Annotated in this window: 17 protein-coding genes; 6 read left to right on the top strand and 11 right to left on the bottom strand. The window is 33.7% G+C overall.

The window, feature by feature from the left end:
• Window positions 1–44: 44 nt before the first annotated feature.
• Window positions 45–917, bottom strand: coding sequence for a cupin-like domain-containing protein (locus tag Q0951_RS05175; protein WP_299335113.1), 873 nt, complete (start codon window positions 915–917; stop codon window positions 45–47).
• 97 nt (window positions 918–1,014) lie between these two features.
• Between Q0951_RS05175 and Q0951_RS05170 the strand changes: the two genes are divergently transcribed.
• On the top strand, window positions 1,015–1,683 hold the full coding sequence (locus Q0951_RS05170) for a uracil-DNA glycosylase (RefSeq protein ID WP_299335111.1): 669 nt from the start codon (window positions 1,015–1,017) through the stop codon (window positions 1,681–1,683).
• 2 nt (window positions 1,684–1,685) lie between these two features.
• Here Q0951_RS05170 and Q0951_RS05165 read toward each other — a convergent pair whose 3' ends face one another.
• The 6 genes from Q0951_RS05165 to Q0951_RS05140 all read right to left on the bottom strand — a co-directional run bounded on the left by Q0951_RS05165 (window position 1,686) and on the right by Q0951_RS05140 (window position 6,073).
• Entirely contained in the window at window positions 1,686–1,871 is a 186-nt protein-coding gene (locus Q0951_RS05165; protein WP_299335109.1) for a hypothetical protein, read from the bottom strand.
• 172 nt (window positions 1,872–2,043) lie between these two features.
• Window positions 2,044–2,898 (bottom strand): substrate-binding domain-containing protein, encoded by an 855-nt coding sequence (locus Q0951_RS05160; protein WP_299335106.1) that lies wholly within the window; start codon window positions 2,896–2,898, stop codon window positions 2,044–2,046.
• A gap of 32 nt (window positions 2,899–2,930) precedes the next feature.
• A complete protein-coding gene (locus tag Q0951_RS05155) occupies window positions 2,931–3,803 on the bottom strand; it encodes a nucleoside phosphorylase (protein WP_299335104.1) in 873 nt (290 codons plus the stop codon).
• Window positions 3,793–4,740 carry a DUF1835 domain-containing protein gene (locus Q0951_RS05150; protein ID WP_299335103.1) on the bottom strand — a complete coding sequence of 316 codons (948 nt, stop codon included), beginning with the start codon at window positions 4,738–4,740 and terminating at the stop codon, window positions 3,793–3,795. Before Q0951_RS05150 ends, Q0951_RS05155 begins: the two co-directional genes overlap by 11 nt.
• Window positions 4,741–5,073, bottom strand: coding sequence for a translation initiation factor (locus Q0951_RS05145; protein WP_299335100.1), 333 nt, complete (start codon window positions 5,071–5,073; stop codon window positions 4,741–4,743).
• 52 nt (window positions 5,074–5,125) lie between these two features.
• Window positions 5,126–6,073, bottom strand: coding sequence for a 2-oxoglutarate and iron-dependent oxygenase domain-containing protein (locus Q0951_RS05140; protein ID WP_299335097.1), 948 nt, complete (start codon window positions 6,071–6,073; stop codon window positions 5,126–5,128).
• Between the two features lie 157 nt (window positions 6,074–6,230).
• On the opposite strand from Q0951_RS05140, the gene Q0951_RS05135 reads away from it, so the two are divergent.
• Window positions 6,231–8,231 carry a dehydrogenase E1 component subunit alpha/beta gene (locus tag Q0951_RS05135; protein WP_299335094.1) on the top strand — a complete coding sequence of 667 codons (2,001 nt, stop codon included), beginning with the start codon at window positions 6,231–6,233 and terminating at the stop codon, window positions 8,229–8,231.
• Window positions 8,232–8,238: 7 nt separating this feature from the next.
• Entirely contained in the window at window positions 8,239–8,556 is a 318-nt protein-coding gene (locus Q0951_RS05130) for a hypothetical protein (protein WP_299335091.1), read from the top strand.
• A gap of 35 nt (window positions 8,557–8,591) precedes the next feature.
• On the opposite strand, the gene Q0951_RS05125 is transcribed toward Q0951_RS05130, so the two are convergent.
• Window positions 8,592–9,905 carry a dipeptidase gene (locus Q0951_RS05125; protein WP_299335088.1) on the bottom strand — a complete coding sequence of 438 codons (1,314 nt, stop codon included), beginning with the start codon at window positions 9,903–9,905 and terminating at the stop codon, window positions 8,592–8,594.
• Window positions 9,906–10,058: 153 nt separating this feature from the next.
• On the opposite strand from Q0951_RS05125, the gene Q0951_RS05120 reads away from it, so the two are divergent.
• Window positions 10,059–10,391: a hypothetical protein gene (locus Q0951_RS05120; RefSeq protein ID WP_299335682.1), complete on the top strand. Its 333-nt coding sequence runs from the start codon at window positions 10,059–10,061 to the stop codon at window positions 10,389–10,391.
• On the opposite strand, the gene Q0951_RS05115 is transcribed toward Q0951_RS05120, so the two are convergent.
• Entirely contained in the window at window positions 10,388–10,954 is a 567-nt protein-coding gene (locus Q0951_RS05115) for a biopolymer transporter ExbD (RefSeq protein WP_299335087.1), read from the bottom strand. The genes Q0951_RS05120 and Q0951_RS05115 overlap by 4 nt on opposite strands.
• 726 nt (window positions 10,955–11,680) lie before the next feature.
• Here Q0951_RS05115 and Q0951_RS05110 point away from each other — a divergent pair.
• Together Q0951_RS05110 and Q0951_RS05105 are read left to right on the top strand one after the other, a co-directional pair.
• Window positions 11,681–13,195, top strand: a complete 1,515-nt coding sequence (locus Q0951_RS05110; protein WP_299335085.1) for a DEAD/DEAH box helicase family protein — start codon at window positions 11,681–11,683, stop codon at window positions 13,193–13,195.
• A gap of 85 nt (window positions 13,196–13,280) precedes the next feature.
• Window positions 13,281–13,982: a hypothetical protein gene (locus Q0951_RS05105; RefSeq protein ID WP_299335084.1), complete on the top strand. Its 702-nt coding sequence runs from the start codon at window positions 13,281–13,283 to the stop codon at window positions 13,980–13,982.
• On the opposite strand, the gene Q0951_RS05100 is transcribed toward Q0951_RS05105, so the two are convergent.
• The gene (locus Q0951_RS05100) at window positions 13,983–15,386 is read right to left on the bottom strand and encodes a TolC family protein (RefSeq protein ID WP_299335082.1); all 1,404 of its coding nucleotides are present in this window, start codon (window positions 15,384–15,386) and stop codon (window positions 13,983–13,985) included. It abuts the gene before it with no gap.
• 8 nt (window positions 15,387–15,394) lie between these two features.
• Window positions 15,395–16,750: an HlyD family secretion protein gene (locus Q0951_RS05095; RefSeq protein ID WP_299335079.1), complete on the bottom strand. Its 1,356-nt coding sequence runs from the start codon at window positions 16,748–16,750 to the stop codon at window positions 15,395–15,397.
• Window positions 16,751–16,753: the final 3 nt, after the last annotated feature.

The raw sequence follows: 16,753 nt of genomic DNA, 5'->3' as shown, positions 1-16,753 counted from the left end.
CTTATTAATGGTTTACAAATAAAATGTTTGTAGTTAATTGTAGCCTAACGTTTTACGCGTTTTCCACTTTCGTTTACGTAATGACAAACACAGTTTTTCGGGCTGTATAAACCTGCACTATGAAGTTTACGTTTTACAAATTCGGCTGATTTCATTTTAATATTATCCATAGGCGTAAATCCAAAATTATTTGAACTTATAGATACATCTAAACCGTAAACAACGTGCCACCAAGTTTGAGGTATAAAAAGCATTTCTCCTGGATGGATGATGGTGTATTGCACATTAGCATCTTTAAATTTTGGATGACTCTTTTCATCAAAATCCTCCATGTTGACATCGCTTAAGCGAGATCCTGGTTCGTATTTATCACTTGGATACATTTTGTCAACTTCTTTAGGACTCACTAAAAAGACTAGTTTTCTTCCTTCAATAAGTGCGAGAATATTATTAGCTAGTCTATCTGTATGCCAGCCTGTTATAGTTCCAGGAGGGCCAATCCATAATGAAGTTGAATTACGTATGGTATTATTGGATATTAAAGAAAAATCAACATGTTCAAGAAGTTCAGGGAACATTTTAGCTATAGGCATATTGCCCAAATAGGTTTCTGTATTCTCACCCCTTATCTCATTTAAATACTCCTGAAATGCTCCAAACTGCCAGTTAGTATCATTTTGTCTAATATTACCTTTGTACATATAGGTTTCTTTGTCTTTACCTATTTTTTCAAAGTAATCTAGAGACCATAACTCCATAGCTTTCCAATGAGACATCATTTGTGTCATTTTAACTGGTGTGTTGGTCTTTATGTGTTTTTTATAGAAATCATCATGTGAAATAGTCTCAATAGTGTTGATTTCTTTGAGGTCAGTATTGAGTATATTCTGTACTCTTTCTAATATGGCTTTTTCCATGACGTATAAATTTTACACGAACGAATATACTATATTTGCTATAATCAACACATGACAATGCTCATGTTTTAGACAATAGGATAGTTTTTTAGATAAAATGAACGTAAACATTCACAACAGCTGGAAAGATAAGTTATTAGACGAATTTGATAAGCCATATTTTAAAAATTTAGTCAGTTTTGTAAAAGATGAATACAAGACGCATAAATGCTTTCCTCCAGGTGCTCAAATCTTTTCTGCTTTTGATTTGTGTCCATTTGATCAGCTTAAGGTTGTAATTATAGGACAAGATCCTTACCATGGTGACGGTCAGGCTAACGGATTATGTTTTTCGGTAGCAGATGGTATTACTCATCCACCATCATTAATCAATATTTTTAAAGAGATTGAAACAGATCTTGAAATTCCTTATCCAGCATCTGGTAATCTGGAGCGTTGGGCTAAACAGGGAATATTACTTTTAAATGCGACTTTAACCGTTAGAGCTCATCAGGCTGGAAGTCACCAAAATAAAGGCTGGGAGGAGTTTACAGATAAAGTTATTGATCTTGTGAGTCGAGAAAAAAAAGATGTGATTTTTTTACTTTGGGGAGGTTTTGCAAAGAAGAAAGCCAAATTAATCAACCATGATAAGCACACCATTTTAACTTCAGGTCACCCTTCACCATTGAGTGCAAACAGAGGCTATTGGTTTGGAAATAAGCATTTCAGTAAAACTAATGAAGTCTTAAGATTAAAAAAGAATGTAAGGATTAACTGGGAATAAATTTAGCTTCCAGTAGCAGCTAATTGATTTGTTTGAAGTTGTTTTGTTGTATTTTCTGATGATAATGGTTTGATAAAGCCAGGTTTTTCAGAAGCAACTTTTTTGGTTGTTTTATTACAACTAAATATTAATAACAAAAAGTTTATTACAACTAAAGAAGATAGTACAAGAGTAATTGTTATAATCATATTTTAAAGATTTAGTCAAGTAAGCACATAGATTTGGTTTGATAAAAGTAATTAAAATTTTGATAAATAGAAAGTTAACACCAAAAAACACGTAGAAAGACCTGTTTTTTGGTTAAACGTCTTTTTTATATAACAACCTCAATAGTATTTTTCCTAACTATAAAAATTGGGTTTATAATGGTCTTACAAGATTTTCGTAAGGGACTTTATTTGGAATGATATCTAATTCAAATAATTTTTGTTGAATTGTCTCTACAGTCTTTTCATTAATAACATCCTGCGACCATTCGGTAAGTGATAACCATTCTTGAACGTCTTCGAGTTTTTGGTCGTACCTGTTAGCTATAGTTTTATCTATGCTTGGAATTAATTTAAACTCTTGTGTAGTATTATTTATAATATCTAATATCGTTTTAACATCCTCTAAGTTTGTTTTTAGAAAGTCTTCTCTAACAGCAATAACAAAGCATGGCCATGGTGTTGGACAGTTTCCAATACGTCTAAATACACCGCTATCAACAATAGGTTTAGTGGTAAATTTTTCCCACATAAAATAATCTGCATCACCTTTGGTAAGACCTTCAACAGCACCATCAAGATTTCTTATCACTTTAAAATCAAGATCTTTATCAAGGTTCCAATTGTTATTTTCGGCGTTAATATATGCCATTAAGTGAGAGCCTGAGCCATATCTGCTAATAGCAGCGCGAGTTCCTTTGATGTCTTCAATGGTTTTAAAATTTGAATCATGTGCTACATGAATTCCCCAAATTAGTGGTGATTGAACAAATGTTTGTACAATTTTACTCGGATTTCCATCAATGATATCTTTAATCACACCTTCTGTAAGTATGACAGCCATATCAATTTCACCATCTCTGAGCGCTTTATTCATTGCTCCAGTTCCTCCAAAAAAATCTTTCCATCGTAGATTGATGTCTTTTGCTTTATACTCACCGTTTTTTAATGTTAAGTACCAAGCCAGATTAAAATGCTCAGGAACACCTCCAATATTTATTTTTTTCATAGTTGCTTTTCCGTAGATGAAGTCTAGAAATCTTAGACATTTACAATGCGCTCAAGAGCGTAAAGAATTAAATTTTCAACTGTTTGTTTTGGGTCTTTACTAAAGCTACCATTTGGCCGATTGGCAATAATAGCATTTAAAGATAGCGCCTCATGACCTAATAATTTAGATAGTCCATAAATTACAGAAGTTTCCATCTCGAAATTAGAAATTCTGTAGTCTTTGTATGAAAATGAATCAAGTTTAGAATTTAATGTTGCATCCTGTAAAGGTAATCTTAATACGCGACCTTGTGGGCCATAGAAACCACCAGCAGTACCAGTAATACCTTTGAAGACTTTATCGCTATCAAAATAGTTTTCCAAATATTGACTATTATTTATCACAATAGGTCTGGCTTTATTTTTATCCCAATTGGTGTGAGCTATAAACGCATTTTCAATATCTGGATTACTGATACCATCGATTTGATAAAAATGGAGCATGCCATTAATGTCTAATCCGTGTGTGCTGATTACAAAGGAGTCTACAGGGATGTCTTTTTGAAGCGAACCAGAAGTTCCTATTCTTATGATGTTTAGACTTACCAGATCAGATTTTGGCTTCCTTGTCTCCAGATCAATATTGACTAAGGCATCTAATTCATTTAAGACAATGTCTATATTATCTGGTCCAATCCCAGTTGATATTACAGTGATTCGCTTGTCTTTATAATATCCGGTTTGAGTTTTGAATTCTCGTTTCTGAGTACTGAATTCAATACTGTCAAAATGCTTAGTTATTTTTTCTACACGATCTTGATCACCAACAAAAATGATGGTGTCTGAGATGTCTTCAGGTTTTAAATTCAGGTGGTAAACGCTACCATCAGGATTTAAAATTAATTCTGATGCTTTAATTGGCATGAACTATTGTTTTTATTAATTTATTTTGCTTCTTGTCGAATTTATAATCAAGACTACTAACTCCACCAAAGTAAATTGTGTTATTGACTTCTTTTTGATAATTATGTTGGTGCTCGAGCGCTAGATGTCCTTTTCTGTTGAGTTTTAATGACCCTTCTTCTTCAATAAAGAAAATAGATAGTAATTCTACAACACGAGCTATTTGTAAATCGCCATAGCCATAGTAGCCCTGATAATGTAAGGTGTAGCCCACTAAATGGTGTTTTGATGTAATGGTATTTTCTTTGACGAGTTTTAAAATATTATACTCTAAAGTACTTATCCCACTTCGTGTATCTGGAAACCGTTTGATATGTGCTTTCAAACAATTACTCATGTATTCAAAAGAAGATGTTCTTAGAACTAATGGTAAAAGTTGATTGTGATCTTTTCCGCAGTAAATTCTCCATATCTTTCTGGTAAGGGCAATATCATCGACATTGAGTTTGACGCGATTATCGTAATGTGATTGAAGTTGATTCGGATTTAATTCTGGTAGTGCTTTGAGACCTTTCTCACCTTCAACACGACCACTACATACTAAGTATATAGGAAGAAAGATGCCTTTTTGCTCTAACAGGCTAATTACAGCAACCATATTGATGTGGCAAAATAAATCATATTCAAACCATAAGATAACTTCAGTAAAATTTATGATAGTATCCAGTTTTTTTAATTCACTGGTCATTTCCTTTGTACTTAAAGTAATGTCATAAAACGATTTAAAAAATGCTTTTCGGATTTTTATAAATTCATCAGACGTGAGATCTTCTATCGTTGGACCAACACATAAAGCTTCTTGCCAAGTGACTATGTTTTCTTCAGTGGCAAGATCTAACTTAATTAAATAGTTAGTCAAACTTGTACCATTGGTAATATGTAAGGCATTTGATTTCATTTAACCACCAACACGTTTTACATTAAACCCCTTATCCTTCAAAATCTGCATAATTTTATCTCTGTAATCTCCCTGAATAATAATCGTGTCATCTTTAAAACTTCCACCAACACTAAGTTTTTGCTTAAGTTCTTTGGCTAATTTTTTAAAATCTTCAGTGGCTCCAGTGTAACCCTCAAGAATAGTTATGGGCTTGCCTTTACGCTTTTCGTATTTACAGATAATTGGATCGTCTTGTAACCAGATGCCTCTGTCTTTCAGGTTGTTCTCTTCGGAAACGTTCTCAGACACATGATCTGGAAACAAATTCTTTAATTGGTCTTGTAAATCCATAGATAGGGTATTTAATATCTAGTGTATTGTAAAATTTACAATCACTAAACTATTATTTTTTAAGTCCAAGTTCAATTAAGCGTTCGTTTAAAAATTCCCCAGCAGTAATGTCGTCAAATTGTTTAGGATTGTTTTCGTCAATACAACTATCCAGGACATCTAATTTCATTTCACTAATTGGATGCATAAAAAATGGGATAGAGTATCTTGAGGTTCCCCATAACTCTCTTGGCGGATTTACAACTCTATGTATGGTAGATTTCAATTTGTTATTAGTGTGTCTGGATAGCATATCACCAACGTTGATCATTAACTCATCCGGATCAGCTATGGCATCAATCCATTCACCTTTATGATTTTGAACTTGTAATCCACGACCTTGAGCTCCCATGAGCAGCGTAATCAAATTGATGTCTCCATGAGCAGCCGCACGAACAGCATTTTCTGGTTCTTCAAGAATAGGCGGATAGTGGATAGGTCTTAAAATTGAATTTCCGTTGTGAATATATTTATCAAAATATGTTTCTTCTAATTCTAAAAATAATGCTAATGCACGCAATACATACTTAGCCGTTTTTTCCAGCATTCTGTAAGTTTCTTTCCCTATGTTATTAAACTCAGGAAGCTCTTTTACTTCAACGTTTGCTGGATATTCTTTAGCGCGTTCTGGATCATCCTCAACATATTGACCAAAATGCCAGAATTCTTTTAGGTCTCCTTCTTTTTTTCCTTTCGCACTTTCTTTACCAAATGAGATATAACCACGTTGCCCAGCAATACCCTCTATTTCGTAACTTCTTTTGGTTTCTAATGGCAAATCAAAAAAGTTTTTCACCTCTTTATAAAGGTTATCTACGAGTTGATCATCTAGAAAATGTCCTTTTAGTGCAACAAAACCAATTTCCTGGTATGCTTTTCCAATCTCATCAATAAATTTTTGTTTTCTATCAGGATCTCCAGAAATAAAATCCTGAAGATTAACGCTAGGTATGATATTCATTTTGATAAAGTATTTAATTCGTCTACAATACTACAAAAATAAAGAAAACATTGATATAATCACAGGTCAAACTTTAGCTTGAAAAATAACTAAATGAAGTTAAGCTTGTCAATCAATTTTTATTTACATTTGATTTACTAACGTAATATATCAAAAAATGTTGACCTCAACCAAGAGTGTAATTACCTATGATAAAAAAAATCTGGATGATAAAACACTCTTAAGACTCTATAAAAACATGCTTAAACCTCGCATGATAGAAGAGAAAATGCTTATTCTATTGCGACAAGGGAAGATCTCTAAATGGTTTTCAGGTATTGGACAGGAAGCCATTTCTGTAGGTGTAACAATGGCATTGCAAAAAGAGGAATATATCCTGCCAATGCATCGTAATTTAGGTGTGTTTACTACTCGTGAGATTCCATTACATAGGCTCTTTAGTCAGTGGCAAGGAAAAGCTAATGGATTCACTAAAGGGCGAGATAGATCGTTTCACTTCGGAACACAAGAGTTCAATATTGTTGGAATGATTTCGCATTTGGGACCTCAGTTAGGTGTTGCCGATGGTATTGCTCTTGCAAACTTATTGAAAAAAAATAATCAGATTACAGCTGTTTTTACAGGAGAAGGAGGTACGAGTGAAGGTGATTTCCATGAGGCTTTAAATGTGGCTTCGGTTTGGCAATTGCCTGTTTTGTTTTGTGTTGAAAATAATGGTTATGGATTATCAACACCTACTAATGAGCAATACAGATGTAAGGATATAGCAGATAGAGGTAAAGGTTATGGCATGGAATCCTTTGTGCTTGATGGTAATAATGTTATTGAAGTCTATTCTAAAATGCAGAAATTGGCAGCGAGTATCCGAAAGCGTCCAAGACCAATATTGATAGAATTTAAAACTTTTAGAATGCGTGGTCATGAGGAGGCTAGCGGAACGAAATATGTACCCAAAGCTCTCATGGAGCAATGGGCTAAGAAGGATCCTTTAGAAAATTTTCAAGCCTATTTGAAAGATCAAAAGATATTAACTGAAAAGCAAGAGGTTGCTATTAAAGAAGCTATTATGCATGAGATTCATGATCATCTTGAAATGGCTTTTAATGAAGCACCCATTGTTCCAGACATGACCACAGAATTAAATGATGTCTACAAATCATTTAATTATAAAGAGATCAAGCCAAAATCTAAAACAGAGGAGATAAGACTTATTGATGCTATTTCCGAAGGATTGAAACAATCTATGCAAAAGCATAATGATTTGGTGATTATGGGACAGGATATTGCAGAGTATGGTGGTGTGTTCAAAATTACTGAAGGTTTTGTTGAAGCCTTTGGAAAAGAGCGCGTAAGAAATACTCCTATCTGTGAATCGGCTATTGTTGAAGTTGCCATGGGATTATCTATTGCAGGAATGAAAGCTGTTGTAGAAATGCAGTTTGCCGATTTTGTCTCATCCGGATTTAATCCAGTTGTAAATTATTTAGCCAAGTCGCATTACCGATGGAATCAACAAGCTGATGTTGTACTAAGAATGCCATGTGGTGGAGGTGTTGCTGCTGGTCCGTTTCACTCTCAAACCAATGAAGCATGGTTTACAAAAACACCAGGCTTAAAAGTTGTATATCCAGCATTTCCATATGATGCTAAGGGGTTATTAGCAACTGCAATTGAGGACCCAAATCCTGTATTGTTCTTTGAGCATAAAGCATTGTATAGAAGTATTCGTCAGGAGGTTCCAACAGATTATTACACGCTTCCGTTAGGAAAAGCATCTGTTTTACGAGAAGGGAATGATGTTACAATTATAACCTATGGCGCAGGAGTACATTGGGCTCTAGAAACATTGGATAACAATGAAACTATCAATGCAGATGTTATTGATTTAAGATGTTTACAGCCTCTGGATACAGAAAGTATTTATGCTTCAGTAAAGAAAACAGGGAAAGCTATAATTTTACAAGAAGACTCTTTATTTGGAGGAATAGCAAGTGATATCTCAGCATTGATTATGGAGCATTGTTTCGAAGATTTAGATGCTCCTGTAAAGCGTGTTGCAAGTATAGAAACACCGATACCATTTATTAATCAACTTGAAGATCAGTATATGGCTAAAGGACGATTTGAAGAGGCATTATTGAAGTTAATAGCATACTAAATTTATTATGAATACACCATCACACTCTGAAAAAGGATTCAAATATGCAATTATTGCTGTTGTATGCTTTATGTTGTTTTTATTGTTTAAAGTTTTGGCCGCACGTGAAATAATTTCAATAGACACTTATACTTATGGAGGAGGTTTTCTAATGATTTTAGTTGTAATAGCCTCGTTAATAGGTTTTTTCTTTTCTATTAGAGGTCTTAAGGATCCAAACTCAATGAAAAAGACAATAGGTATAGTTGTAAATGCAATACTTATAGTGTTATTTGTTATTACAACGATTGTAAATGCTATTGATTTCTCGAATTCATTCTCTTAAGTCATTACATTGTGTTTAGGTTTGTTGTGTTAACCTTACGAATTTATTGATTTCGCCACAGCTTCAACTTCATCTAAAACACGTAACAAATTACCACTCCACAGCATTTCAATTTGTTCTTCGGAATATCCTCTTTTTACGAGTTCAAGTGTGACGTTAAAGGTTTCTGAAGCGTCACTCCAACCTTCAACACCGCCACCACCATCAAAGTCGCTACTAATACCTACATGCTCCAGACCAATTTTTTCAACCAGATAATCAATGTGGTCCACAAAATCGGAGACATTAACCTTAGGAGGAAAGTCTTTAATATCACTGGCTTTTTCATCTGCAAGTTTTATAATATGTCTTCTCAGTTGATAATAACCTTCTTTTTCGGTATCGTCCATGGCTCTAACTTCGCTCCGAGAATACCATTTTGTGCCTAGAGAGTCTGCAATGTTTTGGCGAAGCTCTTTTACAGCTTCATTTCTAGCATCATTTTTTTCAGTATTAGTATAAGCCTGAAATGCAACTGTTTGCACAACTCCACCATTTTGTTTTAACCATTCGAGTTGTTCATCATCAAGGTTTCTGCTGTGATCACATAATGCTCTGGCTGAAGAATGAGAGGCTATTATTGGCGCTTTACTAAGTTCAATCATTTGACGCATAGATTCTTTAGAAGGATGCGATACATCTATCATCATACCTAAACGATTCATTTCTGTAATAACTTCTTTTCCTAAATTGCTTAAGCCATTATGAAGCCAAACATCGTTCTTTTCTCCTGTATTACTATCGCATAGCTGACTATGACCGTTGTGTGATAAAGACATGTATCTGGCGCCAAGGTTATAGAATTTTTCAACATTTGAAATATCTGTACCAATAGGATATCCGTTCTCTATACCTATCATTGCTACTTTTTTACCAGATTTAGAAATACGCTTAACATCTGCAGAATTTAATGCCAGTTCAATTTGGTCTGGAGCAATTTCCTTAGTTAGTTTATGTATGGCATGAAATTTTGACATTGCATTATCATAGGCTTTATTGTAACCTTCATCTGTTAGTGTATCTTGTCCAGTGTAAACAATAAACCAAGCTACGTCTAAGCCTCCTTGCTTCATTTTTGGAAGCGTGATCTGTGTGTCAAGATCTTGCGTGTAATTGATAGAGTCTGTAAAATTCTTAACGTTAATATCACAGTGTGTATCAAGTGTAATCACACGACTGTGAATACCTTTGGCTTTTTCTATTAAAGTTATTGAGTCATTTTTATTTGATTCTGTTTTGGTAGATTTCGTATCATTTTTACATGAAGACACAATAAATAAAAGGCATATGGAAATATACAAGAATTTCATAAAATTTAGATTTCGTTTCGATTGTGAAGTTACAAAATCTTATATTTAATTATGCGTTTTAAAACGGTCTACATCTATTTTGTAATCACAATTAGTGTCTTGTCTGGTTTGTCATGCAAGGAAGAAGTGCATACGCCTTATGAGTGGAAAACTATGGAGGTAACTGCCACAGCCTATAATTCTTTAGCTTATCAAACCAGTTCAAATCCCCATATTACTGCTTTTGGCGATAGCCTAAAACCAGGGTTGCGATACATTGCTGTATCCCGAGATTTACTAAAAAAGGGCTTATCTCACAACACTTTGGTGAAAATTGAAGGCCTTGAGGGTACGTATTTAGTGAAAGATAAAATGAATCGACGATGGCGAAATCGAATAGATGTATATATGGGAACTGATGTTAAGGCTGCACGACAATGGGGAAGGCGCAACATTAACATCAGCTATAGAGTTGAGGTTTTAAAAGATACTTTAGACTCTGATTAATTTTTTATATGAGCTTCTGATAGAATAAATGGGTAAGCATCTCTAACCTTATGAAGTTCTTCTTTTGTCAGCTCATCAGGTGATTTTTTTAAAACCGTTTGTGCATAATCACTTCGGAGTTCATAATAAGCTTTTGTGATTTCATCCTGTACCTTAATATAAAAATTGTAAGAGGTCATATTATCATTAGTGAGTGAAATGACTGCTTTTTTGGGATTGTCTGAAGCATTGGTTGTTTGCAATCCGTTACAGTAATTACATGAAGTATCTCCGTTATTATCCACGAAAGCTTTGGTTAGCTGTTTTAATTCATCAATATTAACAATGTCATTCTCAACAAATAATTCATCTTTAGAATTGACTCGAATTTCGAGGGTATTCCTTTGAGGTATTTCCCCAAGGCAATCTGAATTTGGTGGACATGGTGGAGGAAGTTTTCTGTTAAATCCTTGATCTTCTTTAGGTATCACTGCGGTAACTAAAAAGAAAATAAGCAGTAAAAATGCAATATCTGCCATAGATCCTGCATTAACTTGAGGGAATTGTCGTCTTGATGTTCTCATAATATAATAGTTTTAGATGTTATAATTAGCCTCAAAAACGATACCACTTCCATGAAAACAAAAAAACCAACACACTAAAAGTATGCTGGTCTTTCTGGATTTGCTATTGAAATATTACTTCAATAGTATTTTGATTGATGAATAAATGTTTTAATCATCACTACTAACGTAACGTTTCAAGATCGTCGTTTGTTGTGTGCGATGTGTTGATAATTTTAGTTAAAGCTTTCATGGTAGATTGATTTTTGTATCCATCATTGCCTTAGCGAAGACGGATGTGATTGATGAATTGAAATAGATATACTTATCTATAACGTCTTTTTTGATTCCAAGTGTAGATTTTTGTTTCTATACTCGTACTCGATAATTGATTATTGTTTAAAGTTCTCATGATAATTGATTTTTTTTATTGATTAATTGCAATAGATCTATTTATCTATAAAGTCTTTTTTGATTCCAAGTAAACATTTTTGTTTCTGTTGTTGTACTTGATAATTGATTGTTGTTTAAAGTTCTCATAATAATTGTTTTAAATGATTGATGTTATACTAAAGAGACGACACCCAATCAAAAATGTTACAGTACTTTGCATAACATAGTAGTATTTTAACAGTTTTTAACGTAAAAGGGTAGGAATTACTTTTCAATTCTTTTTAACAAAATGCCACAATAACCTTATAAAAGGTTAATTTTGTAAGAATTTTTTTTTCAATTGCTATTAATTATATGTCCGACACCCTTCAAATAACAGATACTAAAGAAACTAAGAAAAGACTCTACGATTATCAAATTGCTGATCTAAAACGCATATTTGAAGTCTTTGAATCTGCACCAGACAATTACAATTTATTGTACCAATTGCCAACTGGAGGAGGGAAGACTGTTATTTTCTCAGAAATTGTAAGACAATACATTAAGAAACATAAAAAGAAAGTTGTTATCCTTACGCATCGTATCGAGCTATGTAAACAAACGTCTAAGGTACTTCACGGTTTTGGTGTAAACAATAAGATCATTAACAGTAAAGTAAAAGAGTTACCAGATCAGGATCAGTACGAATGCTTTGTAGCCATGGTTGAAACGCTTAATAACCGACTTAACGACGGAAAGCTGAATCTTGAAGATATCGGATTGGTTATTATTGATGAGGCTCACTATAATTCCTTTAGAAAATTATTCAAGTTCTTTGATAATTGTTTTATCCTTGGTGTTACAGCAACGCCTTTGAGTAGTAATATTAAGTTGCCTATGAAGGATAACTACAAAGAGTTAATCGTTGGTGATAACATTTCAACATTAATTAAAAATGGGTTTTTAGCCTCAGCTGAAATCTATAATTATGATGTTTCTCTTAATTCTCTGAAAATAGGAATCAATGGGGATTATACGGTAAAATCTTCTGAAGCACTATATACCAACGCAGCAATGCAAGGTAAATTATTATTTGCTTACGAAGAATTATCTAAAGGAAAGAAGACACTTATATTCAATAATGGTATCAACACTTCAAAAGAAGTCTATTACACCTTTAAACGAGCTGGTTACGACATTAGACATTTGGATAATACATCTAGTAAGCAGGACAGAAAGGATATATTAAAATGGTTTAAAAATACACCTAATGGAATTTTAACCTCGGTAAGTATTCTTACAACTGGTTTTGATGAACCTTCAGTAGAATCTATAATTCTAAATAGAGCAACACGTTCGTTAACACTCTATTTTCAAATGATTGGTAGAGGATCTAGAATTCATGGTAATAAGACTAATTTTACAGTTATAGATCTTGGGAATAATGCGGTGCGTTTTGGTCCATGGAGTCAACCTGTAGATTGGCAACACATCTTTAAAAACCCAGATTTTTATTTAGAGAACCTTCGTAACGATGAAGATATAGAGCGTGAGTTTGTTTACAAAATGCCAGAATCTTTGAGAAAACGATTTAAGAAAAATCCAAAGGATGATTTTGATATTAAAGAAGAGTATAAAAAGGTGACCAGAGCAGGACACAAATCGATGAAGGCTATTGAAAATAGTATTGCACAACACTCAGCCTTAGTTATTGCTAATAGTGAAGATGTGTTTGAGGCTAGAGAATTGGCCAAATTACTTCATGACGATATTTGCTATCGTATCAAGCAGTACTGCTATTGTATTATGAATAGTACAAAAAATTATAAAGACTGGTTATTAGAAGAATATACTCGTAAATTGCGATTAAGCTTTAACGGAAAGTTTTAACGTAAAATTAAAATCTTTATGCTCTAAAGTCGTTACTTTTAATGTTAGGTATGGTTTTTGAAACGACTATACTAAATAAATTGTGATGAAGAAACACCTTATTTTTTTTCTTTTTTCTATGTGCATATCGTCTCTATTTGCTCAGCCAGATACAGAGAAGAAGAATTCTATTAGAATACCTGCAATAGAAACTAAAAAGAAAGATTCTACACCTGATAAGTTGGTGATTAAACCAAAATCTAACATTGGTCTCACTAAAACTAAAAAGAATATTGGTGGCATTCCCATTGAAACAAGAAAAAAAATTGAAAAGAATAAGAAGGAATTTTCAATGATAGACGACAACGGACTTAGAAATCCTGGTGAGTTATTTGAACAGCGTTTTAATAAGGTTGCTGTTGAACAAGGCTTAAAAATTGAAACTATGGCCGACGTCTTTCTTGGTGATATTAAGAGCAATGGTGCCTTTGTTAAGATTGTATGTCGGGATCATGAATTTCCTGATGGAGATTTAATTCGTGTACTCGTCAATGATGATATCATCGTACCAAGTATGGTGCTAACCTCAGGATATAAAGGGTTTAATGTGACCTTGAACCCAGGTGTTAATAAAATTGATTTTCTTGCCCTTAACCAAGGCGATTCTGGACCAAATACAGCTGAATTTATCGTGTATGACGATCAAGGTAATTTGGTGTCTTCTAAAAAATGGAATTTACTCACAGGTGTTAAAGCCACAGTAAATGTTATCAAACAAAAAAATCCTATTACAAGAAAAGAAAACTAATTACAGGTTTTCCAGATCACGAGATAAGCTATTGAATAACTTAGCTTTTGCCTTTAAATACTTATTCTGAAGTTCAATGGCTTTCAACTGTGAATCAATCAAACTTTTTTCTCGCGAATTGATCAGAAATAAAGAACTTTCACCAAAACTAAACTTACGTTCTTCAGCACTTAACATTGTTGTGTAATCTGTTACTATGTCATCTATAAGTTGATTTTGCGTCTCAAAAGATTCTAACTCTCTATAAATAGCTAATACTTTATTTTGAATACTAATCTTAGCATTATCAATTTCAAACTGTAAGTCTTGAAGCTTAAATTTAGCTAATCTCAGGTCTCCACGTTCCTTTCGTAGAAATAGCGGGAAGGCAATACTAAAACCTCCTTTATACTGATTGGTATTGAACGATCTTGCAATATCAGCTGTTTCAGTTAAAAAATTATATTGTACATCAATTTTAGGTAATAGTTTGTTAGCTTTTAGACGTTTGTCTACTTCTAAACCATCGTATTTAAAACCTAAAGAGCGTAATTTTGGATGATTCTCTAATACAAAATCGGTAAGAGGTAATCCAGAAATTTCTAGAACATCATCAATGTTATCTTCAATAAATTCATCTGGAATTACATTAGGTTGTAGTTCCACAGGTATGTTGTCATTAAGCCATAAAAACGTAGAAAGTTTTAGAGATGCTTTCATTAACTTTACTTTAGCTTGCTCTAATCCTAAAGTTCTGTTTTTTACTGTAATTCCAGCTTCTACGGAGTCTATAGGTGCTTTATCTCCATTTTCAGCACTGCGTTTTACACCATTAAACCGTATTCTGGCATTTTCTAAAAACTGCTTATAAATTTGCGTTTCGTTGTAGGCTTGCAACCAATTGAAGTAAGCTAATGATGCATCAAACAATATTTGGTTGATGAGTATCTCTCGATCTGCAGTGGTTTGTTCTCTAAAGAACTTAGCTTTTTTCAGGTCTGCCATTCTTTCATTAATAAATAAACCCTGACCTAGTGACGCTGAAATACCTGCGCTGTACAAGCCATCGTCTGGGACGAAAGATTGAGGATTTAGAAAATCACCAGTATTTTGTTCAAAATTTCCTTTCAGTTCTATTCCATACCAGGTTGGTATTTTAAAAGTCGCATTCAATTGGTCGAAATACTCAATATTTTTGAATTTTTTCCGATCATTATCAACTTCAACTTTTGGGTCAAAACCACCTCTGGCTTTCATTAAATTTGCCTGACCTATTTGCAAAGTCAATTCGGCTTGTTTCGCTATAGGATGAAACTTCTTTACATAGCCTAAGTATTCACTAAAACTCAATACAATAGAATCTTGTACTTGTGCTGTTGATGAATAACTTATGAGAACGAATAATATACTTAGATACTTATTCATGATTGCCTTTATTTTTTGTCGGTTTTGGTTTTTGTAGCACCTTCTGGTTGATAGTAATTAGGAGGGAAGCCATTTAGCTTTCGCCATAATTCAAACCAAATTGGGACATCTTCTAAAAGTGCTATGGTCATTGCTCCAGAACCTACTCTAATAGCATCAGGCCATTGATGATCTGACTCATCAGGAGCAAGTAGAATTCTAAATTTTCCATTATCGCTAATGAAATTTTCTATAGCCACTACTTTGGCACCATAAGTTCCGTAGGAAATATTTGGCCATCCACTAAATATAATAGCTGGCCATCCATCAAATTGCACACGAACTTCCTCTCCAATATGAATTAGCGGCAGATCTATAGGGTCTACAAAGGTCTCTACAGCCAGATCGTAATTTGCAGGCATGATACCTACAAGTTGCTCACCTTCTTTAAAAGTTTCACCAATACCACCTTTAATGGCTTTGTTGATAAATCCATCTTGAGGTGCTTTGATGTAATAAAGATCATTTCTAATTTCATAGCTTGTAAAATCACTTTCTAGCTTTGTAACCTGAGCTTCAGCATCAAACTGATTTGACTCAGCTGTGAATTTATCACTTTGTGCTTTAGAGATTTTTTCGGCATATTCAGCCTGAACACGATTAATATCAATTTTTGCATTGATCACTTCATTTTTGGCTGCAATTAATTTGTTTTCCTGTGAAATCAATTTCGCCTGAGCTTCCTGAAATTTTGAACGCTTTTCTTCCAGTTGTGTCAGCGATTTAAGCCCTTCTTCGTATAGTTTTTCTAAGGCTCCAATTTGTCTTTCGGCAATTCCTAAATTAATTTTTACAGCTTCAAGATCTATACTGTCATTTTGTACTTTAAGTTTTGCCTGAAGTAGTTTATTTTGGGCTTGCTCCAATTTTAATGTTCGCTCTTTTGATAACGCTCCAATTTGATTGTTCAATGCTGAAACTTTTGAGCCATAAGACACCACAGATGCTTCCTTAGCTTTGATTTGCTTGCCAGTTCTATTCACAAGATTAGGATCAAAATATTCATTTTTTACTTCTGAAATAAACAAAATCGTATCTCCTTTCTGTACAAAGTCGCCCTCTCTAACATACCACTTTTCGATACGTCCTGGAATTGGTGATTGAATGGTTTGTGGTCTTTGATCTGGTGTTAACGTAGTGACACTACCACGACTATTAATATTTTGCGTCCATGGCAAAAACATAATGATGATTCCAACAATGGCAAAGGCAAATAAAAAGCGATTGAAGTGTTTAAAATGCCTTTTATGAAACACTTTTTTACCAGACTCATACTGTGTAAGATCTACCTTTTTATTAAGCTGATTATGTGAAATATTTAGCATTTT

It is taken from the genome of uncultured Psychroserpens sp. (assembly GCF_947501425.1).
GTDB lineage: Bacteria > Bacteroidota > Bacteroidia > Flavobacteriales > Flavobacteriaceae > Psychroserpens.
The sequence above is the reverse complement of the archived record's forward strand: the minus strand, read 5'-3'. Positions and strand labels throughout refer to the sequence as shown.